The organism is Micromonospora cathayae, from assembly GCF_028993575.1.
Classification (GTDB): domain Bacteria; phylum Actinomycetota; class Actinomycetes; order Mycobacteriales; family Micromonosporaceae; genus Micromonospora; species Micromonospora cathayae.
Genome location: NZ_CP118615.1, coordinates 1,708,987 through 1,733,737 on the forward strand (window position 1 = coordinate 1,708,987; position 24,751 = coordinate 1,733,737).

At 71.0% G+C, this 24,751-nt stretch carries 21 protein-coding genes; 19 read left to right on the plus strand and 2 right to left on the minus strand.

Annotated features, from left to right (window positions below; all coding sequences use genetic code 11):
- Positions 1-10 precede the first annotated feature (10 nt).
- The 18 genes from PVK37_RS07975 to PVK37_RS08060 all read left to right on the plus strand — a co-directional run bounded on the left by PVK37_RS07975 (position 11) and on the right by PVK37_RS08060 (position 20,225).
- Positions 11-721 carry a demethylmenaquinone methyltransferase gene (locus PVK37_RS07975; RefSeq protein ID WP_275033131.1) on the plus strand — a complete coding sequence of 237 codons (711 nt, stop codon included), beginning with the start codon at positions 11-13 and terminating at the stop codon, positions 719-721.
- A gap of 149 nt (positions 722-870) precedes the next feature.
- A complete protein-coding gene (locus tag PVK37_RS07980) occupies positions 871-1,101 on the plus strand; it encodes a DUF2267 domain-containing protein (protein WP_275033132.1) in 231 nt (76 codons plus the stop codon).
- A gap of 136 nt (positions 1,102-1,237) precedes the next feature.
- Positions 1,238-2,512 (plus strand): geranylgeranyl reductase family protein, encoded by a 1,275-nt coding sequence (locus tag PVK37_RS07985; protein ID WP_275033133.1) that lies wholly within the window; start codon positions 1,238-1,240, stop codon positions 2,510-2,512.
- Positions 2,513-2,620: 108 nt separating this feature from the next.
- The gene (locus PVK37_RS07990; protein ID WP_275033134.1) at positions 2,621-2,986 is read left to right on the plus strand and encodes an NADH-quinone oxidoreductase subunit A; all 366 of its coding nucleotides are present in this window, start codon (positions 2,621-2,623) and stop codon (positions 2,984-2,986) included.
- 14 nt (positions 2,987-3,000) lie between these two features.
- Positions 3,001-3,678, plus strand: coding sequence for a NuoB/complex I 20 kDa subunit family protein (locus tag PVK37_RS07995; protein WP_275033136.1), 678 nt, complete (start codon positions 3,001-3,003; stop codon positions 3,676-3,678).
- A 55-nt stretch (positions 3,679-3,733) separates the two neighbouring features.
- Positions 3,734-4,471 (plus strand): NADH-quinone oxidoreductase subunit C, encoded by a 738-nt coding sequence (locus tag PVK37_RS08000; RefSeq protein WP_275033138.1) that lies wholly within the window; start codon positions 3,734-3,736, stop codon positions 4,469-4,471.
- Positions 4,468-5,784, plus strand: coding sequence for an NADH-quinone oxidoreductase subunit D (locus tag PVK37_RS08005; RefSeq protein ID WP_275033140.1), 1,317 nt, complete (start codon positions 4,468-4,470; stop codon positions 5,782-5,784). Before PVK37_RS08000 ends, PVK37_RS08005 begins: the two co-directional genes overlap by 4 nt.
- The gene (nuoE, locus tag PVK37_RS08010; RefSeq protein ID WP_275033141.1) at positions 5,781-6,833 is read left to right on the plus strand and encodes an NADH-quinone oxidoreductase subunit NuoE; all 1,053 of its coding nucleotides are present in this window, start codon (positions 5,781-5,783) and stop codon (positions 6,831-6,833) included. Before PVK37_RS08005 ends, nuoE begins: the two co-directional genes overlap by 4 nt.
- A complete protein-coding gene (nuoF, locus tag PVK37_RS08015) occupies positions 6,830-8,146 on the plus strand; it encodes an NADH-quinone oxidoreductase subunit NuoF (RefSeq protein ID WP_275033142.1) in 1,317 nt (438 codons plus the stop codon). Before nuoE ends, nuoF begins: the two co-directional genes overlap by 4 nt.
- Positions 8,146-10,638: an NADH-quinone oxidoreductase subunit G gene (locus PVK37_RS08020; protein ID WP_275033143.1), complete on the plus strand. Its 2,493-nt coding sequence runs from the start codon at positions 8,146-8,148 to the stop codon at positions 10,636-10,638. The genes nuoF and PVK37_RS08020 overlap by 1 nt, the downstream gene beginning before the upstream one ends.
- Positions 10,635-11,984 carry an NADH-quinone oxidoreductase subunit NuoH gene (gene nuoH / locus PVK37_RS08025; protein ID WP_275033144.1) on the plus strand — a complete coding sequence of 450 codons (1,350 nt, stop codon included), beginning with the start codon at positions 10,635-10,637 and terminating at the stop codon, positions 11,982-11,984. Before PVK37_RS08020 ends, nuoH begins: the two co-directional genes overlap by 4 nt.
- A 1-nt stretch (position 11,985) precedes the next feature.
- Entirely contained in the window at positions 11,986-12,627 is a 642-nt protein-coding gene (nuoI, locus tag PVK37_RS08030) for an NADH-quinone oxidoreductase subunit NuoI (RefSeq protein WP_275033145.1), read from the plus strand.
- Positions 12,624-13,394 carry an NADH-quinone oxidoreductase subunit J gene (locus tag PVK37_RS08035; RefSeq protein ID WP_275033146.1) on the plus strand — a complete coding sequence of 257 codons (771 nt, stop codon included), beginning with the start codon at positions 12,624-12,626 and terminating at the stop codon, positions 13,392-13,394. The genes nuoI and PVK37_RS08035 overlap by 4 nt, the downstream gene beginning before the upstream one ends.
- 118 nt (positions 13,395-13,512) lie before the next feature.
- A complete protein-coding gene (gene nuoK, locus PVK37_RS08040) occupies positions 13,513-13,812 on the plus strand; it encodes an NADH-quinone oxidoreductase subunit NuoK (protein WP_275033147.1) in 300 nt (99 codons plus the stop codon).
- A gap of 12 nt (positions 13,813-13,824) precedes the next feature.
- A complete protein-coding gene (gene nuoL / locus PVK37_RS08045; RefSeq protein WP_275033148.1) occupies positions 13,825-15,750 on the plus strand; it encodes an NADH-quinone oxidoreductase subunit L in 1,926 nt (641 codons plus the stop codon).
- A 64-nt stretch (positions 15,751-15,814) separates the two neighbouring features.
- Positions 15,815-17,347: an NADH-quinone oxidoreductase subunit M gene (locus tag PVK37_RS08050; RefSeq protein WP_275033149.1), complete on the plus strand. Its 1,533-nt coding sequence runs from the start codon at positions 15,815-15,817 to the stop codon at positions 17,345-17,347.
- A complete protein-coding gene (nuoN, locus tag PVK37_RS08055; protein ID WP_275033150.1) occupies positions 17,344-18,900 on the plus strand; it encodes an NADH-quinone oxidoreductase subunit NuoN in 1,557 nt (518 codons plus the stop codon). Before PVK37_RS08050 ends, nuoN begins: the two co-directional genes overlap by 4 nt.
- A 239-nt stretch (positions 18,901-19,139) precedes the next feature.
- Complete coding sequence (locus PVK37_RS08060) at positions 19,140-20,225, plus strand: polyprenyl synthetase family protein (protein ID WP_275033151.1); 1,086 nt, start codon at positions 19,140-19,142, stop codon at positions 20,223-20,225.
- Between the two features lie 135 nt (positions 20,226-20,360).
- Here the strand turns inward: PVK37_RS08060 and PVK37_RS08065 are convergent, their stop codons facing one another.
- Entirely contained in the window at positions 20,361-21,569 is a 1,209-nt protein-coding gene (locus PVK37_RS08065) for an MFS transporter (protein WP_275033152.1), read from the minus strand.
- Positions 21,570-21,754: 185 nt separating this feature from the next.
- Here PVK37_RS08065 and PVK37_RS08070 point away from each other — a divergent pair, with 185 nt between their 5' ends.
- Positions 21,755-22,537 (plus strand): IclR family transcriptional regulator, encoded by a 783-nt coding sequence (locus PVK37_RS08070; protein WP_275033153.1) that lies wholly within the window; start codon positions 21,755-21,757, stop codon positions 22,535-22,537.
- A gap of 67 nt (positions 22,538-22,604) precedes the next feature.
- Here the strand turns inward: PVK37_RS08070 and PVK37_RS08075 are convergent, their stop codons facing one another.
- Positions 22,605-24,725, minus strand: a complete 2,121-nt coding sequence (locus tag PVK37_RS08075) for a PhoX family protein (RefSeq protein WP_275033154.1) — start codon at positions 24,723-24,725, stop codon at positions 22,605-22,607.
- Positions 24,726-24,751 lie beyond the last annotated feature (26 nt).

Consider the following 24,751-nt stretch of genomic DNA (forward strand, 5'->3'; position numbering starts at 1 on the left):
GAGTGGAGGGGTGAGCCGTACCCCGCAGGGCCAGCGCGCTGGTCTGGACAAGCAGCCGCACGAGGTCGCCGCGATGTTCGACGGCGTGGCCGCCCGCTACGACCTGACCAACACGGTGCTCTCCTTCGGGCAGGACCGCCTCTGGCGGCGGGCGACCCGGGCCGCGCTGGAACTCCGTCCCGGGCAGCGGGTGCTGGACGTCGGGGCGGGGACCGGGGTCTCCACCGAGGAGCTGGCCCAGTCCGGGGCGTACGCGGTCGGCGCCGACCTGAGTCTGGGCATGCTCGCCGCCGGTCGGCGGGTCCGCCCGGAGGTGCCGCTGCTGGCCGGGGACGCGCTGCGGTTGCCGTTCGCCGACGCCACCTTCGACGCGGTGACCATCTCGTTCGCCCTGCGCAACGTCACCGACCCGGATGCGGCCCTGCGGGAACTGGCCCGGGTGACCCGGCCGGGCGGCCGGCTGGTGGTGTGCGAGTTCAGTACCCCGACCAACCCCGCCTTCCGGACGGTCTACCTGTCGTACCTGATGCGGTCCCTGCCGGCGGTGGCCCGGACGGTGTCCAGCAACCCGGACGCCTACGTGTACCTGGCGGAGTCGATCCGGGCCTGGCCGGACCAGTCGGCGCTGGCGGCGCGGGTGGGCGCGGCCGGCTGGGGTCGGGTGGCCTGGCGCAACCTCACCGGCGGGGTGGTCGCCCTGCACCGCGCGACCCGCGACTGACCGCTGCGGGCAAGTGCCGGGCGACCCGCGACCGACCGGTGCCGGCGAGGGCCCCGCGACCGACCGCTGCTGGGCGGACCGGGATCGGCATCGCGTTCACGTTCCGTGTTATCCGTTTTAGGGGTGCTTCGTCCCAGTAGGCTGCCGCCATGGCAGGAGCAGACGAGACGGTCGGGTCGACCGGCGACGAGGACGACACGCGCGAACTCGTCGCCCAGCTGCGGCAGCTCGCCGGGGCCGATCCGGCGACCGTCCGGCAGGTGGTGACCGAGGTGCTGACCGCCCTGGACCGGGCGGCCGGCGGGTCGTTGCGGGACCATCTCCCCGAGGCGATCCGGCTGGACACCGGCCGTAACGCCACCACCGGTAGTCACTCCTGAGTTACCGCTCAGCGCTCCCGGAGCGCTCTCCAGGCGAGTTAGGGTCACCTAACCCCTGGCACCTGTAACGACGGTCATAGACTCCTCTCCGGTTGGCTTGTGAAGCATTTCACGAGCGTATGGGGAGGAGGCCCGGATGACATCGGTCGAGCGCGACGCCGACGTGATCGTCGTGGGCGCCGGACCCGGCGGCTCGGCGACCGCGTACCACCTGGCGCGGCACGGAGTACGGGTGCTGCTGCTGGAGAAGACCGAGTTCCCCCGGGAGAAGGTCTGCGGTGACGGCCTGACCCCACGGGCGGTCCGCCAGTTGATCCGGATGGGCGTGGACACCTCGCCCGAGGCCGGTTGGCTGCACAACCGGGGCCTGCGGGTGATCGGCGGCGGCCTCCGCCTGGAACTGGACTGGCCCGACCTGGCCAGCTTCCCCAACTACGGCCTGGTCCGCACCCGGCTGGACTTCGACGACCTGCTCGCCCGCCAGGCCGTCACGGCCGGCGCGGAGCTGCGTACCGGGGTGAACGTGATCGGCCCGGTGCTCGACGGCGACGGCCGGGTGACCGGGGTGACCGCCGAGGTCGGGCCGGACAAGACCCCGGCCACCTTCCACGCCCCGCTGGTGGTCGCCGCGGACGGCGTCTCCGGCCGGTTCCCCCTCGCGCTCGGCCTGGCCAAGCGGGAGGACCGCCCGATCGGCGTCGCGGTCCGGCGCTACTACAAGTGCCCGGCCAAGCACGACGACAACTACCTCGAGTCCTGGTTGGAACTGCGGGCCAAGGGCAGCGACGCGCTGCTGCCCGGGTACGGCTGGATCTTCGGCCTGGGTGACGGCCGGGTCAACGTCGGCCTGGGCGTGCTCAACTCCTCCGCCGCCTTCGGCAAGACCAACTACCGGCGGCTGCTGACCGACTGGCTGGCGAACACCCCGGCCGACTGGGGCATGACCGACGAGGCGAACGCCGAGGGCCCGATCCTCGGGGCCGCGCTGCCGATGGGCTTCAACCGGGTGCCGCACTACACCCGGGGCGTCATGCTGGTCGGCGACTCCGGCGGCATGGTCAACCCGTTCAACGGTGAGGGCATCGCGTACGCGATGGAGTCCGGCGAGGTCGCCGCCGAGATCGCGGTGCAGGCCCTCGCGCGGCCGGCGGGCGCGGAGCGCGAGCGGGCGCTGCACGCGTACCCGACGGAGCTGAAGGCGCGGTTCGGCGGCTACTACCGGCTCGGCGGCATCTTCGTGAAGCTGATCGGCCGCCCCGAGATCATGCGGATCGCCACCCGGCACGGCATGCCGCACCCGATGCTGATGCGCTTCGTCCTCAAACTGCTGGCCAACCTGACCGACCCGCGGGGCGGGGACGCGATGGACCGGGTCATCAACGCGATGACGAAGGCGGCCCCAGCGGTCTAGGAGACACACCCCGGCGCACGTTGCCGGAGGTGAAGTTAATAGTGTGATTTCGCCAACCACCGACCGACGCCAACCACCGAGGGCAGGGAAGGACGAGCAGGAGACCACATGACGCTCTCGCCTTACGCACCCATCATCGGGCTGTTCGCCCTCGCCGCGGCGTTCGCGCTCTTCTCGATCGCCGCCGCCCGCCTGACCGGGCCACGCCGGTACAACAAGGCCAAACTCGAGGCGTACGAGTGCGGTATCGAGCCGAGCCCGCAGCCGGTCGGCGGCGGCCGGTTCCCGATCAAGTTCTACCTGACGGCGATGCTCTTCATCGTCTTCGACATCGAGATCATCTTCCTCTACCCCTGGGCGGTCTCCTTCGACGCCCTGCCGATCTTCGGCTTCGTGGAGATGGTCCTGTTCATCGTCGCGGTCTTCGTCGCGTACGCCTACGTGTGGCGGCGCGGCGGCCTGGACTGGGACTGAGGGAGGAACCTCACATGGGTATCGAGGAGAAGCTTCCCGCCGGCATCCTGCTGACCTCGGTGGAGAAGCTGGTCAACTGGTCGCGGAAGTCGTCGGTCTGGGGCGCCACCTTCGGCCTGGCCTGCTGCGCCATCGAGATGATGGCCGCCGGTGGCCCGCACTACGACATGGGCCGCTGGGGCATGGAGGTCTTCCGGGCCTCGCCCCGCCAGGCGGACCTGATGATCGTCGCCGGCCGGGTCAGCCAGAAGATGGCCCCGGTGCTGCGGCAGATCTACGACCAGATGGCCGAGCCCCGCTGGGTGCTCTCGATGGGCGTCTGCGCCAGCAGCGGCGGGATGTTCAACAACTACGCCATCGTGCAGGGCGTCGACCACGTCGTCCCGGTCGACATGTACCTCCCCGGCTGCCCGCCCCGGCCGGAGATGCTCATCGACGCGATCCTCAAGCTCCGCGAGAAGATCGGCCACGAGCCGCTCGGCCCGAACGGCCGCAAGATGCTCGAGGCCCGGCAGGCCCGCGGTGACGTCCCGGTCGTCCCCTACGGCTCGATGCCGTCGTCGTACCGGGAGGACAAGGCCCGGCGCGCCGAGTGGACCCAGGCGGTCAAGGAGGGGCGCGAGGAGCAGCTCCGGATCGAGAACTGGATGAAGGCCCAGAACCACCTCCACCCGCACGGGGGCATCAAGTGAGCGCGAGGAGTGCAGCGGAGCGGAGCCCCGCAGTCGCGAACGGAGGGCATGCACGGTGACCGCACCGAACGACAAGCCGAACGACGGCGGCGTGCCGGTACCGGTGACGCCGGCCGGCGCGAGCACCGGCGCGCCGGCCGAGTACCCGCCGGCCAGCCCGGCCGGTCGGGGCATGTTCGGCATCCACGGCTCCGGCGACACCTCCGGCTTCGGCGGCCTGGTCCGGCCGCGCGTCCCGATCGAGGAGGCCCCCCGGCCGTACGGCGGCTACTTCGACGAGGTCCGGGACGCGCTGGAGGAGGCGTACCCGGGCTTCAACGAGGCGATCGAGAAGGTCGTCGTGGACCGGGGTGAGCTGACCCTGCACATCCGCCCGGAGAAGATCGTCGAGGTCTGCCAGGTGCTCCGGGACGACCTGGCGCTCCGCTTCGAGCTGTGCTCGTCGGTCTCCGGCGTCGACTACCTCGGCGCGGACGAGCGCCGGCTGCACGTGGTCTACCACCTCACCTCGATGACGTACCGCCGCCGGCTGCGGCTGGAGGTCGCCGTCCCGGCGGACGCCCCGCACCTGCCGAGCGTGACCAGCGTCTACCCGACCGCCGACTGGCAGGAGCGGGAGACGTACGACATGTTCGGCGTGGTCTTCGACGGCCACCCCGCCCTGACCCGGATCCTCATGCCGGACGACTGGGAGGGGCACCCGCAGCGTAAGGACTACCCGCTCGGCGGCGTGCCCGTCGAGTACAAGGGCGCGGAGATCCCACCGCCAGACCAGCGGAGGTCCTACCAGTGAGCTACGCCACCGAGCGCGAGACGACCGAGGGTCGGGTCTTCACCGTCACCGGCGGGGACTGGGACACCATCGTCTCCAACACCGATCCGATCAACGACGAGCGGATCGTGGTCAACATGGGTCCGCAGCACCCGTCCACGCACGGGGTGCTGCGGCTGATCCTGGAGCTGGAGGGGGAGACCGTCCGCGAGATGCGGTCGGTCGTCGGGTACCTCCACACCGGCATCGAGAAGAACCTCGAGTACCGCAACTGGGTGCAGGGTTCCACCTTCGTGACCCGGATGGACTACCTCTCGCCGATCTTCAACGAGACGGCGTACGCGCTGGCGGTGGAGAAGCTGCTCGGCATCGAGGAGCAGATCACCGAGCGGGCCTCGGTCATCCGGGTGCTGATGATGGAGCTGAACCGGATCTCCTCGCACCTGGTCTGGCTGGCCACCACCGGCATGGAGCTGGGCGCGATCTCGATCATGCTGTACGGCTTCCGTGAGCGGGAGTACATCCTCGACATCTTCGAGACCATCACCGGCCTGCGGATGAACCACGCGTACGTCCGGCCCGGCGGGGTCGCGCAGGACGTGCCGGACGACGCGATCGTCAAGATCCGCAAGTTCCTCAAGGACATGCCGAAGAAGCTTAAGGAGTACGAGGACCTCCTCTCCGGCCAGCCGATCTGGATCGAGCGGACGAAGAACGTCGCCGTCCTCGACGTGACCGCCTGTGTGGCGCTCGGCGTGACCGGGCCGGTGCTCCGCTCCGCCGGGCTCCCCTGGGACCTGCGCAAGACCGACCCGTACTGCGGCTACGAGACGTACGAGTTCGACGTGCCGACCCACCCGGACGGCGACGTCTGGGGCCGGTACGTGGTCCGGCTGGCTGAGATCCGGGAGTCGCTGAAGCTGGTCGAGCAGGCCGTCGACCGGCTGAAGCCCGGCCCGGTGATGGTGGCCGACAAGAAGATCGCCTGGCCGGCGCAGCTCGCCATCGGCGTCGACGGCATGGGCAACTCCCTGGAGCACGTCGCCAAGATCATGGGTCAGTCGATGGAGTCGCTGATCCACCACTTCAAGCTCGTCACCGAGGGCTTCCGGGTCCCGCCGGGCCAGGTGTACGTGGCGATCGAGTCGCCCCGGGGCGAGCTGGGCGTGCACGCGGTCTCCGACGGCGGTACGCGGCCGTACCGGGTGCACTACCGGGAGCCGAGCTTCGTCAACCTCCAGGCCCTCCCGGCGATGGCCGAGGGCGGCCTGATCGCCGACGTGATCGCCGGTGGCGCCTCGCTGGACCCCGTGATGGGTGGTTGTGACCGATGACTCTGTTCACTGACGAGACGCGGGCGCGGGCGCGCGAGATCATCTCCCGCTACCCGGCCGACCGGTCCCGGTCGGCGCTGCTGCCGCTGCTGCACCTGGTGCAGTCCGAGGAGGGGTACGTCTCCCCGGCCGGTGTCGAGTTCTGCGCCGAGGTGCTCGGGCTGAACAAGGCCCAGGTCGGCGCGGTCGCCACCTTCTACACCATGTACAAGCGCAAGCCGACCGGCGACTACCTGGTCAGCGTCTGCACGAACACGATGTGCAACGTGCTCGGTGGGCAGGAGGTCTACGACACCCTCACCGAGCACCTCGGCGTCGGCCACGACGAGACCACCGCCGACGGGAAGATCACCCTGGAGCACGCCGAGTGCCTGGCGGCCTGCGACTACGGCCCGGTGATGACGGTCAACTACGACTTCTTCGACGGCGTGGACCCGCAGACCGCGCTCGGCGTGGTCGAGGAGCTGCGCGCCGGTGGCCGGCCGATGCCGACCCGGGGCGCCCGGCTCTGCACGCTGAAGGAGATGTCGGTGCAGCTGGCCGGCTTCGCCGACGAGCGGGAGGGCGCGGTCGCCGACGGCGGCCCGGGTGAGCCCACCCTGCGCGGGCTGCGCCTGGCCCAGCAGCACGGCATCTCGGTGCCGGGCTTCGACCCGAACACCCCGATCCGCAGCAAGGCCGAGGCCGACCGGGCCGCCGCGGAAGCCAAGGCGAAGGCCGAGGCGGAGAAGACGAAGACGGCCCCGGCCCCCGAGCCGGCGGTGCCGGCGGCGGCCAGCGGCAGCACCGCCCCGGACGTGAAGGCCCCGGACGACAAGTCGCCCGAGGTGCGGGCCGCCGAGACCCGGCAGCCGGACGCGCAGACCGCCGTCCCCGACGCGCCGGGCACCAAGGCCCCGGTGGACGGCGCGCCGCCGGCCCCGCGCGACGCCCAGAACGCGGAGGCGGAGGGCGCGGCCGCCAACCCGCCGGCCGGTGACGGCAAGCCCGCCGGTGACAACGCCGCTGCGCAGGAGCGCTCGCTCAAGGAAGCGGAGGCAAACAAGTGACCACGCCTCGGCCGGAAACCCTGGCCAAGCTCACTCCGGTGCTCACTAAGCGCTGGCTCTCGCCGGACGCCTGGAAGATCGACACCTACCAGAAGCTGGACGGCTACGCCGCCCTGCGCAAGGCGCTCAAGGCGCACCCCGACGACCTGATCCAGCTCGTCAAGGACTCCGGCCTGCGCGGCCGGGGCGGCGCGGGCTTCCCGACCGGTCTGAAGTGGGGCTTCATCCCGCAGGGCGACGGCAAGCCGCACTACCTGGTGGTCAATGCCGACGAGGGCGAGCCGGGCACCTGCAAGGACCTGCCGCTGATGACGCACGACCCGCACTCGCTGGTCGAGGGCGTGATCATCGCGTCGTACGCGATCCGGGCCAACCGGGCGTACATCTACATCCGCGGTGAGGCGGTGCACGCCGCCCGCCGGCTGCGCAACGCGGTGGACGAGGCGTACGCCAAGGGCTTCCTCGGGAAGAACATCCTCGGCTCCGGGTTCGACCTGGACCTGGTGGTGCACGGCGGCGCGGGCGCGTACATCTGCGGTGAGGAGACCGCGCTGCTGGACTCGCTGGAGGGCTTCCGGGGCCAGCCCCGGCTGCGCCCGCCGTTCCCGGCGACCCACGGCCTGTACGCCTGCCCGACGGTGGTCAACAACGTCGGCACCATCGCCAGCGTGCCGTACATCGTGCTGGGCGGGGCCGACTGGTGGAAGAGCATGGGCACGGAGAAGTCCTCCGGGCCGATGATCTACTCGCTCTCCGGTCGGATCGCCAACCCCGGGCAGTACGAGTGCGGCCTCGGCATCACCCTGCGCGAGCTGATCGAGCTGGCCGGTGGCATGCAGCCGGGGCACAACCTGCGCTTCTGGACCCCGGGCGGCTCGTCGACGCCGCTGCTCACCGCCGAGCACCTCGACGTGCCGCTGGACTTCGAGGGCGTCGCGGGAGCCGGGTCGATCCTGGGCACCACGGCCACCCAGATCTTCTCCGACCAGGACTGCCCGGTCTACGCGACCTACCGGTGGCTGGAGTTCTACCACCACGAGTCGTGCGGCAAGTGCACCCCGTGCCGGGAGGGCAACTACTGGATGGTCCGGGTCTACCGGCGGATCCTCGCCGGCCAGGGCACCCACGAGGACCTGGACACCCTGCTCGACACCTGCGACAACATCCTCGGCCGCTCGTTCTGCGGTCTGGGTGACGGGGCGACCAGCCCGGTGACCTCGTCGCTCCAGTACTTCAAGCAGGACTACCTCGACTACATCGAGGGACGCACCGCGCCGAAGCTGTCGGAGAAGACCCTGGTAGGGGCGCACTGATGACTGACGTAGCCAAGCAGACCGAGACCGTCACGCTCACCATCGACGGCGTCCAGGTCACCGCCCCGAAGGGGGCGCTGCTGATCCGGGTCGCCGAGCAGTTGGGCACCGAGATCCCCCGGTTCTGCGACCACCCGCTGCTGGCCCCGGCCGGCGCCTGCCGGCAGTGCCTGGTCGAGGTGGAGGGGCAGCGCAAGCCGGTCGCCTCCTGCACCCAGCCGGTGGCCGAGGGCATGGTGGTCCGGACCCAGCTCACCTCTCCCGTCGCCAAGAAGGCGCAGGAGGGGATCATGGAGCTGCTCCTGGTCAACCACCCGCTCGACTGCCCGATGTGCGACAAGGGCGGTGAGTGCCCGCTACAGAACCAGGCGATGTCCACCGGCCGCACCGACTCCCGCTTCCACGAGCACAAGCGGGAGTACGAGAAGCCGCTGAACATCTCCACCCAGGTCCTGCTGGACCGGGAACGCTGCGTGCTCTGCCAGCGCTGCACCCGGTTCTCCGAGGAGATCGCCGGGGACAAGTTCATCGACCTGATGGGCCGCTCCTCCGCCGAGGAGATCAACATCTACCGGGACGAGGCGTACGGGGCGGAAGAGGGCGAGGACGACGGCGACGTGCCGTTCAACTCGTACTTCTCCGGCAACACCGTGCAGATCTGCCCGGTCGGCGCGCTGACCGGCGCGCAGTACCGCTTCCGCGCCCGCCCGTTCGACCTGGTCTCCACCCCGAGCGTCTGCGAGCACTGCTCGGCCGGCTGCGCGCAGCGCACCGACTGGCGGCGCGGCAAGGTGCTGCGCCGGCTCGCCGGTGACGACCCGCAGGTCAACGAGGAGTGGAACTGCGACAAGGGCCGGTGGGGCTTCCAGTACACCCGCGCCTTCGACCGGATCACCACCCCGCTGGTGCGGGACGCCAAGACCGGCGAGCTGCGCGAGGCGTCCTGGAGTGAGGCGCTCACCGTGGCCGCCGAGGGGCTGGCCGCCGCCCGCGACGGTGGGCAGGGCACCGCGGTGCTCACCGGCGGCCGGCTGACCGTCGAGGACGCCTACGCGTACGCGAAGTTCGCCCGGGTCGCGCTGAACACCAACGACATCGACTTCCGGGCCCGGCCGGTTTCCCGCGAGGAGACCGAGTTCCTGGCCAGCAACGTCGCCGGCATCACCGACGTCACGTACGCCGATGTCGAGAACGCCCCGGCGGTGGTGCTGGCCGGTCTGGACCCGGAGGAGGAGTGCCCGATCCTCTTCCTCCGGCTGCGCAAGGCGTACCTGAAGAAGAAGCTCACCGTGTACGCGCTCGCGCCGTTCGCCACCCGGGGCCTGGAGAAGCTCGGCGCGAAGCTCGCCCGGGTGGTGCCGGGCGAGGAGGCGCTGCTGCTGGCCGAGCACGCCACGGTCAGCGAGGCGCTGAGCACCGAGGGCGCCATCCTGATCGTCGGCGAGCGGCTGGCCGGGGTGCCCGGTGGGCTCTCCGCCGCCGCCCAGGTGGCCCGGCGTACCGGCGCGAAGCTGGCCTGGGTGCCGCGCCGCGCGGGTGACCGGGGCGCGGTCGACACCGGCTGCCTGCCGAACCTGCTCCCCGGCGGACGCCTGGTCACCGAGCCGGCGGCCCGCGCGGAGCTGGGCGAGGCGTGGGACATCGCGGCCGGGGTGATCCCCAGCCAGGCCGGCCGGGACACCGACGGCATCGTGGCCGCCGCCGCGGCCGGCAAGCTGGGCGCGCTGGTGGTGGCCGGGGTCGACCCGGCCGACCTGGCCGACCCGCGACTGGCCGAGCAGGCCCTCGACGAGGTGCCGTTCCTGGTCAGCCTGGAGCTGCGGATGAGCGCGGTGGCCCGCCGGGCCGACGTGGTCTTCCCGGTCGCCCCGGTGGTCGAGAAGGCCGGCAGCTTCCTGGACTGGGAGGGCCGGCTACGCCCGTTCGACGCGGTGCTCCAGACCCCGGCGATGACCGACGCCCGGGTGCTCGACGCGCTCGCCGACCGGCTCGGGGTGGCGCTGGGCACCGGGGACGTGCTGAGCGTCCGCCGGGAGCTGGGCTCGCTGCCGGCGACCCGGACCGACCGCCCGTCGGCCCCGTCGGTGGAGCCGCGACCGGCCCCGCAGCCGGGCGCGGGCGAAGCCGTGCTCGCCACCTGGCACCAGCTGCTCGACCTGGGCAGCCTCACCGACGGCGACGAGATCCTGGGCGGTACCGCCCGGCCGCCGGTGGTGCGGCTGGGCAAGGGCACCGCCGAGGCGCTCGGGGTGGCCGACGGCGACCCGGTGACGGTGGGCACCGACCGGGGGGCGCTGACCCTGCCGGCGGCGATCACCGAGATGCCGGACGGCGTCGTCTGGCTGCCGACCAACTCACCCGGTTCGACCGTCCGGCGCAGCCTCGGCGCGACGTCCGGCACGGTGGTACGCGTCTCCGCGGCGACCGCTCCGGTCGCCGCCGACGCCGCCGACCGCCCGGGTCCGCTCCTCAACACCGGGGGTGCCCAATGAACATCCTCTCGCAGGACCCGACGCTGGCCGATTTCGGCAAGGACCCGTGGTGGCTGGTCCTGGTCAAGATCCTCTTCGCCTTCGTGTTCGCCCTGGTCGGCACCCTGCTGGGGGTCTGGTTCGAGCGCCGCGTGGTGGGCTTCATGCAGGTCCGGCCGGGCCCGAACCAGCTCGGTCCGTTCGGTCTGCTGCAGACCCTCGCCGACGGTCTGAAGATGGCCTTCAAGGAGGACATCCTCCCGAAGGCGGCGGACAAGGTCGTCTACTTCTTCGCCCCGGCCATCTCGGTGATCTGCGCGGTCACCGCGCTGTCGGTGATTCCGTTCGGGCCGATGGTGAGCATCTTCGGCCACCAGACGCCGTTGCAGGTCACCGACGTGTCGGTGGCGGTGCTGGTGGTGCTGGCCTTCTCGTCGCTGGCGGTGTACGGCATCGTGCTCGGCGGCTGGGCCTCCGGTTCGACGTACTCGCTGCTCGGTGGGCTGCGCTCCACCGCCCAGCTGATCTCGTACGAGGTCGCGCTGGGGCTGAGCGTGGTGGCGGTGTTCATGACCGCCGGCACGATGTCCACCAGCGGGATCGTCGCAGCCCAGGCCAACGGCACCCAGTTGAACCTGTTCGGCCAGGAGTTCTCGGCCCCCGGCTGGTACGCCCTGCTGCTCTTCCCGAGCTTCGTGATCTTCTTCATCGCGATCGTCGGTGAGACCAACCGGCCCCCGTTCGACCTGCCCGAGGCCGAGTCGGAGCTGGTCGCCGGCTTCATGACCGAGTACAGCTCGCTGAAGTTCGCGCTGATCATGCTCTCCGAGTACGTGGCGATGGTCAGCATGTCGGCCTTCACCGCGACGCTCTTCCTCGGCGGCTGGCGGGCACCCGCGCCGATCAGCACCTTCTGGGAGGGCGCCAACTCCGGTTGGTGGCCGATGCTGTGGTTCTTCGGCAAGGTCGTCCTGCTGGTCTTCGTCTTCGTCTGGCTGCGCGGCACGCTGCCCCGGCTCCGGTACGACCAGTTCATGCGGCTGGGCTGGAAGGTCCTGCTGCCGATCAACCTGGTCTGGATCCTGGTGCTGGCCTGGCTGCGCTCGATCGAGGACTGGGAGACCCGGGGCCGGCTGACCGGCATCGGCGTGCTCGCCGGTCTGCTGCTGCTCGTGGTGCTGCTGTGGCCGAGCCGCAAGCCGGAGCGCAAGCCGACGCCGCAGGAGGTCGTCGACAGCCGACCGCACGGCAGCTTCCCGGTACCCCCCATGGACCTGCAGGTGCCGCCGAGCCCGCGTACCCGGCGGGTGGTGGCCGAGCGGGAGCCGGCCAACATCGGTACCGGCTCTGACTCGAAGGAGGTGTGACGTGGGCGGGATCACCGGAACGTTCAAGGGCTTCGGCGTCACCTTCTCGCACATGTTCAGGAAGGTCGTCACGACCGACTACCCGTTCAAGCCGCCGACCCCGGCGCCGCGCTACCACGGGCGGCACATCCTCAACCGGCACCCGGACGGGCTGGAGAAGTGCATCGGGTGTGAGCTGTGCGCCTGGGCCTGCCCGGCGGACGCGATCTACGTCGAGGGCGGCGACAACACCGACGAGCAGCGGTTCTCGCCGGGTGAGCGGTACGCCAGCATCTACCAGATCAACTACGCCCGCTGCATCTTCTGCGGGCTCTGCATCGAGGCCTGCCCGACCCGTTCGCTCACCATGAGCAACGAGTACGAGCTGGCCCGGGACAACCGGCAGGACCTGATCTTCACCAAGGAGCAGCTCCTCGCCCCGCTGCTGCCCGGCATGGAGCAGCCGCCGCACCCGATGCGGCTCGGCGACAGCGAGAAGGACTACTACGTCGGCGCGCTGGAGAACCCGGGCACCTCGGCCGGGGCCGAGCGGTCCCCGATGGGCCCCGGCCGGTACGCGCTCGACGACCACCCGGGGGTCACCTTCCCCGGTGCCGAGCAGGCCGCCCAGCGGGCGGAAGCGGGCAAGGGAGACAAGGCATGACCACGTCCACGGTGCTGGCCGCGGCGGGCGAGGTGAGCGGCGGCGAGGAGGTCACCTTCTGGATCCTCGCCCCGCTGGCGCTGCTCGGCGCGATCGGCATGATCTGGGCCCGCAACGCGGTGCACTCGGCCCTCTGGCTGGTGCTGACCATGCTCTGCCTGGGCGTCTTCTACGTGATCCAGGCGGGGCCGTTCATCGGCATGGTGCAGATCATCGTCTACACCGGCGCGATCATGATGCTGTTCCTGTTCGTGCTGATGCTGGTCGGCCGGGAGAACTCGGACTCGCTCATCGAGACCCTGCGCGGTCAGCGGATCGCGGCGATCCTGCTCGGGCTCGGCTTCGCCGGCCTGGTCGCCGGCGGGATGACCCGGGCGCTGGACGGCACCACCCCGGTCGGTCTGGACGAGGCCAACGCCGAGGGGAACGTCGAGGGCATCGCCCGGCTGCTGTTCACCAAGTACGTGCTCGCCTTCGAGCTGACCTCGGCGCTGCTGATCACCGCCGCGATCGGCGCGATGGTGCTGGCGCACATCGAGCGGCGGCGCGAGGACAAGATGGACCAGATCGCGACCATGAAGGCCCGGTTCCGGCCCGGTAACTACCCCGGCCCGAAGCCCGGCCCGGGTGTCTTCGCCACCTCCTCCTCGGTGGCGACCCCGGCCCGCCTGCCCGACGGCCGGCTGACCGAGCGCAGCATCCCCGAGATCATGCCGGTCCGGGAGCTCAGCGCCGAGGAGACCACGCTGAAGGGGACGGACCGGTGAGCGCGAGGAGTGCAGCGGAGCGGAGCCCCGCAGTCGCGAACGAAAGGCGCGCACCGGTGAGCGCGAGGAGTGCAGCAGAGCGGAGCCCCGCAGTCGCGAACGAAGGGTGGGCTCAGGGATGACCCCCGACTACTACCTGATCCTGGCCGCGGTGCTGTTCACCATCGGCGCGGTCGGGGTGCTCATCCGGCGCAACGCGATCGTGCTGTTCATGTGCGTCGAGCTGATGCTCAACGCGGCCAACCTGACCCTGGTCACGTTCAGCCGGATCAACGGCGACCTGAACGGCCAGATCATGTCCTTCTTCGTGATGGTGGTGGCCGCCGCCGAGGTCGTGGTCGGGCTCGCGATCATCATGTCGATCTTCCGGACTCGGCGCTCGGCGAGCGTCGACGACGCCAACCTGCTCAAGTACTAAGGGGCCGACGCAGTGGAAGAGACTGTGCGTTACGCAGAGGCCACGGGTCTCCTCGGCAGCGTCTGGCTGCTGGTGGCGATCCCGCTGGTCAGCGCGGCGATCCTGCTGCTGCTCGGGCGGCGGGCCGACCGCTGGGGGCACTGGCTCGGGGTGGCCGCGATCGGGGCCGCGTTCGTGCTGGGTCTCAGCTACTTCTTCCAGCTGCGCGGCCTGGAGAACAAATCCGTCGAGCTGAGCCTCTGGGACTTCATCACCGTCGGTGACCTCCGGGTGGACTTCGGCCTGCTGTTCGACCCGCTGGCCGCGGTCTTCGTCCTGCTGATCACCGGGGTGGGCTTCCTGATCCACCTGTACGCGGTGGAGTACATGGCGCACGACGCCGGCCGGCGGCGCTTCTTCGCGTACTTCAACCTGTTCGTCGCGGCCATGCTGCTGCTGGTGCTCGGCAACAACTACGTGATGCTGTACTTCGGCTGGGAGGGCGTCGGTCTGGCGTCGTACCTGCTGATCAGCTTCTGGACCGACCGGCCGAGCGCGGCGACCGCCGGCAAGAAGGCGTTCCTGATGAACCGGGTCGGCGACGCCGGCCTGGCCATCGGCATCTTCATCATGTTCGCCACTCTCGGCACCACCCAGTACGACGAGGTCTTCAACGGGGTCAGCGGCCTGGCCGGCGGCACCGTGCTCGCGCTGGGTCTGCTGCTGCTGCTCGGCGCGACCGGCAAGTCCGGCCAGTTCCCGCTCCAGGCGTGGCTCCCGGACGCGATGGAGGGCCCGACCCCGGTGTCGGCGCTCATCCACGCGGCCACCATGGTCACCGCCGGCGTCTACCTGATCGCCCGGTCCAACCCGGTGTTCTCCGCCAACGAGACGCTCCAGCTCGTGGTGGTCAGCGTCGGTGCGCTCACCCTGCTGCTGGGCTGCATCATCGGCGCGGCCAAGGACGACATCAAGCGGGTACTGGCCTGGTCGACGGTGAGCCAGATCGGCTACATGTTCCTCGGTGTCGGGCTGGGCGGCGCGGCGTACGCGCTGGCCATCGTGCACCTGCTGGCGCACGGCTTCTTCAAGGCCAATATGTTCCTCGGGGCCGGTTCGGTCATGCACGGCATGAAGGACCAGGTGGACATCCGCCGCTTCGGTGGCCTGGCCAAGCACATGAAGATCACCTGGATCACCTTCATGATGGGCTGGCTCGCCATCATCGGCATGTTCCCGTTCTCCGGCTTCTTCTCCAAGGAGCCGATCATCGTGGCCGCGTTCGAGCGCGACGACTGGACGGCCTGGCTGTTCGGTGGTGCCGCGCTGCTCGGTGCCGGGCTGACCGCGTTCTACATGACCCGGCTGTTCGTGCTCACCTTCCACGGGCCGAAGCGGTGGACCGAGGACATCGACCACCCGCACGAGTCGCCGGCCCTGATGACCATCCCGCTGATCCTGCTGGCGATCGGTTCGGTCGGCGCCGGTTTCCTGCTCGCCACCTCGGTACCGGACTGGCTGACCGCCACCGCCGGGCTGGGCGGCGAGGCCGAGGAGCACGAGGCGGTCCTGTCGCACACCGTCATCACCATCCTGTCGCTGCTGGTCACGGCGCTGGGTGTCGGGCTGGCCTGGACGCTGTTCCGCAACGGCACCGCCACCACGCCGCAGCCGGCCGGGGTGCTGGTCACCGCCGCCCGGCGCAACCTCTACACCGACGCCTTCAACGAGGCGGTCTTCGAGAAGCCCGGCATCTTCCTCACCCGGGCGCTCGTCTACCTCGACAACCGGGGCGTCGACGGCCTGGTCAACGGGCTCGCCGCCGGGGTCGGCGGTGGTTCGGGTCGGCTCCGGCGGCTCCAGACCGGCTTCGTCCGGTCGTACGCGACGTCGATCCTGACCGGCGCGCTGCTGGTGGTCGCCGCGTTCCTGGCCGTACAGGCGGGGTGGTTGGCGTGATCGACCTCTTCCTGGCCGCCACTGCCGGCGGACCGCGCAGTCACGACGGAGGTAAGGCCGCATAATGTCCGACTTCCCCTTCCTCTCGGTGCTGACCGTCGCGCCGCTGGTCGGCGCGCTGATCGTGGCTCTCCTGCCGCGCAGCCGGCCGGAGTTCGCCAAGCAGGTCGCGTTCGTCTGGTCGCTGGCGGTGCTGGCGCTGACCGTGGTCATGTGGATCACCTTCAAGGCCGGCGGCGAGCGGTTCCAGTTCCGCGAGTCCTACACCTGGATCCCGCAGTGGGACGCCCGGTTCACCTTCGCCGCCGACGGCATCGCCCTGGTCATGCTGATGCTGATCGGGGTGCTGGTGCCGCTGGTGATCCTGGCCTCCTGGCACGACGCCGAGCAGTCCAAGCGGTCCGTGCCGGTCTACTTCGCGCTGCTGCTGGTCCTCGAGAGCACGATGATCGGCGTCTTCGCCGCCGCCGACGTCTTCCTGTTCTACGTGTTCTTCGAGGTCATGCTGGTGCCGATGTACTTCATCATCGGCAGCTACGGCGGCCACCAGCGGCAGTACGCGGCGGTGAAGTTCTTCCTGTACTCGCTGGTCGGCGGTCTGTTCATGCTGGCCGCGGTGATCGGCCTGTGGGTGGTCGGCGGGAAGACCTTCGACTGGCAGACCCTGGTGCAGGCGGACATCTCCACCGGCACCGAGCGCTGGCTGTTCCTCGGCTTCTTCGTCGCCTTCGCGATCAAGGCACCGTTCTTCCCGTTCCACACCTGGCTGCCGGACGCCGGTGGGGCGGCCCCGGCCGGTTCCGCCGCGCTGCTGGTCGGCGTGATGGACAAGGTCGGCACGTTCGGCATCCTGCGGTACTGCCTGCCGATGTTCCCGGAGGCGTCGAAGTGGTTCGCGCCGTGGGCGCTGGCGCTGGGCGTGATCGGCATCATCTACGCCGCGCTGCTGGCGGTCGGGCAGAACGACCTGAAGCGGCTGGTGTCGTACACCTCGATCGCGCACTTCGGCTTCATCGGGGTGGGCATCTTCGCCTTCACCACCCAGGCCGGCACCGGCGCGGTGCTCTACATGGTCAACCACGGGCTCGCCACCGGCCTGCTCTTCCTGGTGGTGGGCATGCTGATCGCCCGGCGCGGCTCGGCCCTGATCAGCGACTTCGGCGGCGCGGGCAAGCTGGTCCCGGTGCTGGCCGGGGTGCTGTTCTTCGCCGGTCTGGCCTCGCTGGCGCTGCCCGGCACCGCGCCGTTCATCTCCGAGTTCCTGGTGCTGATCGGCACGTTCACGGTGAACAAGCCGGTCGCGGTGATCGCCACCCTGGGCATCATCCTGGCCGCCGCGTACGTGCTGTGGATGGTGCAGCGCACCACGCAGGGGACGCTGAACCCGGCCCTGACCGAGGTCGAGGGCATGAAGCGGGACCTGAACCTGCGCGAGAAGGTCGTGGTCGCCCCGCTGATCGCGCTGATCGTGCTGCTCGGCTTCTATCCGAAGCCGCTCACCGATGTCATCAACCCCGCCGTCCAGGCGACCATGCAGGACGTCGGCAAGACCGACCCCGCCCCGACGGTCGGTAGCGTCCAGGAGGCAGCAAAGTGACCGAGCAGCTCCAGTTGCCGTCGATCAACTATCTGGCGCTCCTGCCGATTCTGATCATGCTGGGCGCCGCCCTGTTCGGCGTCCTGGTCGAGGCGTTCGTGCCGCGCCGGGGCCGCCACTCGACCCAGCTGGTGCTGGCGCTGGCCGCGGTGGTCGGCGCGTTCGTGGCGGTGGTCTTCGCCGACGACCGGCGCGGCATCACCATCGGCGGGGCGATCGCGGTGGACGGGCCGACGCTCTTCCTCCAGGGCGGCATCCTGATCCTCGCGGCGGTGGCGCTGCTGATGATCGGCGAGCGGACCGTGGAGCGGGGCGGCGCGTTCGTGGCCCAGGCCGCGGTCACCGCCGAGTCGGCCGACGACCGGCGGCAGGCCGAGGGGCAGAACGGCACCACCGAGATCTACCCGCTGACCAGCTTCGCCATCGCCGGCATGCTGATCTTCGTGGCGGCGAATGACCTGCTGACCATGTTCATCGCCCTCGAGGTGTTCTCGTTGCCGCTCTACCTGCTCTGCGCGCTGGCCCGTCGCCGGCGGCTGCTGAGCCAGGAAGCCGCGATGAAGTACTTTCTGCTCGGCGCGTACGCCTCGGCGTTCTTCCTGTTCGGTGTGGCGCTGGTCTACGGGTTCACCTCGGGCATCCCGAACCGCGAGGCCGGGGTGGACATGAACACCATCGCCGCCGCGGTGACCGAGTCGACCTCCAGCCGGGTGCTGCTCTTCGCCGGTATCGCGCTGATCTCCATCGGTCTGCTGTTCAAGGCCGCGGCGGCCCCGTTCCACGTCTGGACGCCGGACGTCTACCAGGGCGCGCCCACCCCGATCACCGGGTTCATGGCCGCCTGCACCAAGGTCGCCGCGTTCGGCGCGCTGCTGCGGATCTTCCACGTGGCGTTCGGCGGGGCGGCCTGGGACTTCACCCCGGTGCTGGGCGCGGTGGCGGTGCTCACCATGCTGGTCGGCGCGGTGCTGGCGGTCACCCAGACCGACATCAAGCGGCTGCTGGCGTACTCGTCCATCGCGAACGCCGGCTACCTGCTGGTCGGGGTGCTCGCCCCGGGCAGCGAGGGCCTCTCCGGCACGATGTTCTACCTGGTCGCGTACGGCTTCTCGGTGCTGGCCGCGTTCGCGGTGGTCACCCTGGTCCGGGACGCCGACGGCGAGGCCACCCACCTGTCCCGCTGGGCCGGGTTGGGCCGGCGGTCGCCGTTCTACGCCGCGCTGTTCACCTTCATCCTGCTGGCCTTCGCGGGTATCCCGCTGACCAGCGGCTTCATGAGCAAGGTCGCGGTCTTCGGTCCGGCCCTGGACGGCGGCCAGGCGTGGCTGGTGGTCGCCGGTGTGCTGACGAGCATGGTGCTGGCCTTCCCGTACCTGCGGGTCGTGGTGATGATGTGGCTCTCCGAGCCGGGTGACGCCACCCCGACCGTCACCGTGCCCGGCGGGCTGACCGCCGCCGCGCTGATGATCGGTGTGGCCGCCACGCTGATCCTGGGCGTGGCCCCGGCCCCGCTGTTGGACCTGGCCGACGGAGCCGCCCAGTTCATTCGGTGACCGACCCGGCCGTTCCGTTCCGGCCGCAGCCGCCGTACCCGTTCACCCGGGTACGGCGGCTGCCCCCGTTGCACCCCCACCCCCCCCACCCCCTGCCCCCCACCCCCCAACCCGCTTCGCCCTGTTGACCATGAAGTTGTTGTCGTCCGCATCGGCGTGTCGCGGGCAGTAACTTCATGATCAACGCGGGTGGCGGCGGGCGGGCCTGCCCCGACCGGACGGGGTCGAGTGGGTGTGGCATGGTTGAGAGCGTGGAGACAGCGGCTGGCCAGCGAACAGGTGCCACCGGCTCCGGCAGTCGCCGGAGCCGGCCGAGCGTGGGTCAGTTCGACTCGCTCGGGCTCTACCTCGCCGACTCCCGGATCGAGGCGTCCGTGCTCGGGCTGCTCGAGACGGTCGAGACCGAGCTGAGGTCGAGCGTGGCGAGCGCGGACCCGCTCGTCACCGAGGCGGCCCGGCACCTGGTGGAGGCCGGTGGGAAGCGGTTCCGCCCGCTGCTGGTGGCGTTGGGCGCCCAGTTCGGCGATCCGACCGGCGCGCAGGTCGTCCCGGCGGCGGTGGTGATGGAACTCACCCACCTGGCGACGCTCTACCACGACGACGTGATGGACGAGGCCGCCGTGCGCCGGGGCGCGCCCAGCGCCAACTCCCGGTGGACCAACTCGGTGGCCATCCTGGTCGGCGACTACCTGTTCGCCCGCGCCGCCGACATCGCGGCCGACCTGGGAACCGAGGCGGTCCGGCTCCAGGCGCGGACCTTCGCCCGGCTGGTGCACGGCCAGATCGCCGAGACGGTCGGCCCGCGCGCCGGTGACGACCCGGTCCAGCACTACCTGCACGTGATCGCCGAGAAGACCGGCTCGCTGATCGCCACCTCGGCCCGGTTCGGCGGCATGTTCGGTGGTGCGCCGGCCGCGCACACCGAGGCCCTCGCCGGGTACGGCGAGACCATCGGGTTGGCGTTCCAGCTCTCCGACGACCTGCTGGACATCTCCTCCGAGTCGGTGCAGTCGGGCAAGACCCCGGGCACCGACCTGCGGGAGGGGGTCCCCACCCTGCCGGTGCTGTACGCGCTCGCCTCGGACGACGCGGACGCCGCCTCGGTGCGGCTGCGGGAGATCCTGGCCACCGGTCCGCTCACCGACGACGAGCTGCACGCCGAGGCGCTCGGCCTGCTCCGCGAGTCCCCGGCGCTGAAGCGGGCCCGGGAGACGGTGCGCAGCTACGCCGAGGACGCCCGCGAGCAGCTCGCCCCGCTCCCGGAAGGGCCGGCCCGGCGGGCCCTGGAGTCGCTCTGCGACTTCGTCGCCGACCGGACGAGCTGACGGGACGGGTCGACCGCACGAGCTGACCCGCACGGACTGACCGCACGAGCTGAGCGGACGGACTGACCGGCCCCGCCGACGCCGGCCGGGCCCCGGTCCCGGGTCAGCCGGGTGGCGTGGTGGTCGTGACCCTGATCAGCCGGGCACCGTCGCGGTGGTGGTGGCCGGCCGGGGGAGGTTCCGGGTGGCGGTCAGCATCAGGGTGGCGGCGAGCAGCATCGCCAGCGCCGCCGTGAGCCACATGGCGGGGTAGCCGAGCTGAGCGGCCAGCGGGCCGAGGGTGAGCGGGCCGAGGCAGCCGCCCGCGTACACGCCGGTCTGCGTGATCGAGGTGGCGGCGGCCGGGCTCTGCGGGTGCAGCTGCACCACGGCGAAGTTCATCACGCCGGGCCAGGCCCAGCCCAGGCCGAAGCCGAGCAGCACCCCGACGACCAACGGCCCGGTGCCGGCCACCGCGAGCAGCGCCAGCCCCAGCGCGCCCACCACCAGCATGCCGGCGATCCCCGTCAGGTGGCCGCCGGTCCGCCGGTCGGCGAGCCAGCCGAACCCCACCCGGGCCAGCACGCAGGCCACACTGCCCAGGGTCAGGGTCAGCCCGGCCAGCCCGGGTGCCAGCCCCCGGCCGGCGGCCGAGTCGACCAGGAAGGTGCCGAGCGCGTTCGCGGCGGCGGCGGCCAGCGTCGCGGCCACCCCGATCAGCACGAGGGCCGCAGCGGGCCGGCCCCGACCGCCGCCGCCGGGTCGGCGGACCGGTCCGGCCGGCTCCCGGGGTACGGCGAACAGGGCGGCGACCGCCGCGACCGCCGCGATCACGAACGCCCACCGCCAGCCGGCGGTCAGCGCGACGGCCGGGACGGCCGCCCCGGCCAGCAGGGTGGCGACCGGTACGGCGGCCTGCTTGACGCCGAACGACAGGCCCTGCCGGTGGGCGGGCACGTGGCGGGCCAGGGCGGTGTTGCTGGCCAACTGGCCGAGGGCGTTCGCCGTGGCGCTGACCGCCAGCAGGGCGAGCAGCACCGGGTACGAGCGGGCGAGGGCGGCGACGGCGAGCAGGCTGGCGGCGGCCAGGCCGATCCCGGTCCGGGCGACCCGGGTGGGGCCGTACCGTTCCACCAGCTTCCCGCAGGGCACCGAGGCGAGCGCGCTGACGCCGAAGTAGACCGCCACGGCCACCCCCAGCCCGCTCGGCGAGAAGCCCAGCTCGTCGCCCATCTGCACGGCCAGGCCGCCGACCAGGAACACCGGCAGGACGCAGGCGACGGTGGTGGTGACCGCGCCGAAGCCGATCCGTACCGGACGGGTCGACGAGGGCCGGACGGTGGGGGTGGTATCGGTCTCGGTCATCGTCCGCGAACCTACCGAGCGGCGGTTACAACCGGCGGGAATCGGGCGCAGATCACAAGCTGATCAACCCACGGTGTCTGTCGGTACACACACAGTCGACGGATATCTGGCATCCTCGATCGGGCAGGCATTCCACACCACGCCTGTTTTTCATATGGTGTAGATCCCCGGCGGCGGAGGTGGTTGTGCGCGACCCCTTGGCGGAACCTTCCGATCTCATCCGCAGCGTGTCCCGCGCGCTACGGGTCCTCGAGGCGGTCGGTCGAGCTCCGAAGGGCCTGACCGTCAAGCAGATCGCCCGACGCTGCGAGCTGACGGTGGCCACCACCTACCATCTCGTCCGGACGCTGGCCTACGAGGGCTACGTGATCCGGCGCGAGGACGGCACGTACATCGTCGGGCTGGAGATCGCCGACCGGTACCGGGAACTCGTCACCGCGTTCCGGGGGCCGGCGGTGGTCGGCGAGACGCTGCGGCGGGCCGCCGTGGACAGCGGCTACAGCCACTTCCTGGGCCGGTTCGTCGGCGGCCAGGTGGCGATCACCGCGGTCGCCGAGGGGGGCCGCTCGCCGTACCTGGAGGACCTGGTGCCCGGGTTCGACGAGGCCGCCCACGCGACGGCCCTCGGCAAGGCGCTGCTGGCCACGCTCACCGCCGAACAGCGCTTCCGCTACCTGCGGGAGTACGGCATGCGTCCGTTCACCGGAGCCACCCTCACCACGGCCGAGGCGTTCGAGACCGACCTGGCCGCCGGGGACCGTCGGGGCATGCAGATGGAGCTGGGCCAGTTCCGCCAGGGGGTGGCCTGCGCGGCGGTGCTCGTCGCGCCGGACAAGGACCTCGAGCGGCGGGTGGTGCTGGCCTGCGCCCTGCCGGCCAGCGAGATGATGACCTCCGCCCGGGTGGTCCGCGCCAAGCTGCTCGCGGTGGCCCGCAACGTCGCCGACGGCATCGCCGCCGAACACTGACCCCGCCGTCCCTATCCGGACCACAGGAGGGGCACCCTGCGCGCGCAGGGTGCCCCTCCGGCGTACCTCAGGCGCCGATGTGGCCGCCGTCCAGCCGCCAGGTGACGACCACGCCCGGCTTGGCGAAGTCGCCGTCCGGCCAGTTCGAGGCCGGGTTGTCGATCGAGGCACCGCCGATCTCACCGGGGTGCTGCACGGCCACGAAGACCGAGCGGTCGTCGCCGGTGATGAACGGGCCGCAGGTCTCCGCGCCGAGCGGCACGGTGAGGAACTGCTTCAGGTGCCCCTTCTCCGGCCCCTCGACCGGCGTGGCGAAGAGGCCGTCGTTGCTGCCCAGCGCATTGCCGTCGGTGGAGATCCACAGGTTGCCGGCGCTGTCGAAGGCCACGTTGTCCGGGCAGGAGATCGGGGAGACCTTCGTCTTGTCGTACCCGGAGAAGTAGGTCGACGGGTCGGCCGGGTCGCCGCAGACGATCGGCAGCGACCAGGCGAACGTCTCGGCGGTGTTGTCCGACCGGTCCTCGACCAGCTCCAGGATGTGCCCGTGCCGGTTGGCGGTACGCGGGTTGGCCTCGTCCGCCTTCGGGTTGCTGCCGGTACCCCGGTTGGAGTTGTTGGTCAGCGCCACGTACACCTTGCCGGTGCGCAGGCTCGGCTCGACGTCCTCCGGGCGGTCCATCTTGGTCGCCCCCACCTTGTCGCCGGCCTGCCGGGTGAAGGTGAGCACCTCGGCGGCGGTCATCCCGTCGACGTAGGAACGGTTGCCGCTGACCAGCCTGATCCACCGGCCCCGGCCGTCGAACGCCCCGTCGGTGGGCAGCTTGCCGGAGCCGTCGATCTCGGCGGCGCTGGTGTACTCCAGCTTCGCCACGTACAGCGTGCCGGACTCCAGCAGGCTCAGGTTGTGCTGGCGGGCCACCCAGGAGTTGCCCTTCATGTACTTCTTGTCGGAGACGAACTTGTACAGGTAGTCGAACCGCTCGTCGTCACCCATGTACGCGACCACGTGGCCGCTGCGCGCCACGATGACGTTCGCGCCCTCGTGCTTGAACCGGCCCAGCGCGGTGTGCTTGCGCGGGCGGCCCTCCGGGTCGAACGGGTCGACCTCGACGATCCAGCCGTGCCGGTGCGCCTCGTTGGGGTGCTTGGCCAGGTCGAACCGCTCGTCGGCCCGCTCCCACTTGCGGCTGCCCGACGGGTACCGGTTGGTGGTGTCGATGCCGTACCGGGCCAGCTTCGGCTTGAGGTCGGCCGGGGCGGCGTCGCCGCCGACGAAGTACTGGTTGAAGTTCTCCTCACCGGAGAGCACGGTGCCCCACGGGGTGACGCCGCCGGCGCAGTTGTTCAGCGTGCCGATCACGGTACGGCCGTTCGGGTCGGCGGCGGTCCGCAGCCACGACGAGCCGGCCGCCGGGCCGGTCAGCTCGAACTTCGTCGCCAGCGCGGTGATCCGCCGGTTGTACCGGCGGGCGCCCTTGCCGACCACCCGGTACTCGCCGGTGTCGCCGACCCGCTCCAGCTCGACCACGGAGAGGCCGTGCGCGGCGATGGCGGCCTTCACCTGCTCGACGCTGAGCGCGTCGTGGCTGGTGAAGCCGGGGAACATCAGCTCCTCGTTGGTGTACTCGTGGTTGACCACGAGCAGCGCCCGCTTGCCCTTCCTGTCCAGCGGCAGCACGCCGACGAAGTCGTTGTTGTAGCCGAACTGCTTCGACTGGCGGGCCCCGGTCTGCCGGTGCACGTCCAGCTCGGGCGCGCCGGGCACCACCTCGTCGCCCCAGCGGATCACCACCGCGTGGTCGTAGCCGTTCGGCACGATGAAGCTGTCCAGCTTGTTCGGCGGTACCGCCTTGAAGGTCAGCGCGCCGTTGCCGGCCCGCTGGCCGGCGGCGAAGTTCTCCACCTCGGGCAGCGCCGGGGCGGCAGCTCCGGCGGGCGCGGCGGTGGCCGGGCCGGCCCCGGCCAGCGAGCCACCGACGCCCAGCACCAGCGCGCCGATCGCGCCGGCCCGGACGACCCCGCGCCGGGAGACCTCCGCGTCGACCAGGTCACCGAGGTACGGGTTGTCGGAGGTGTTGGGCACCGGGTGGTCACAGGCGTTGCCGCAGCGGTAGAGACAGGTCATCGAGTCGCGGCTGCCGTGGCGGTTGGCGCCCAGCAGGGGAAGCAGCCGGCGTCGGTCGCTCATGGGGAGTTGCCTCCTGGAGGGGTGGG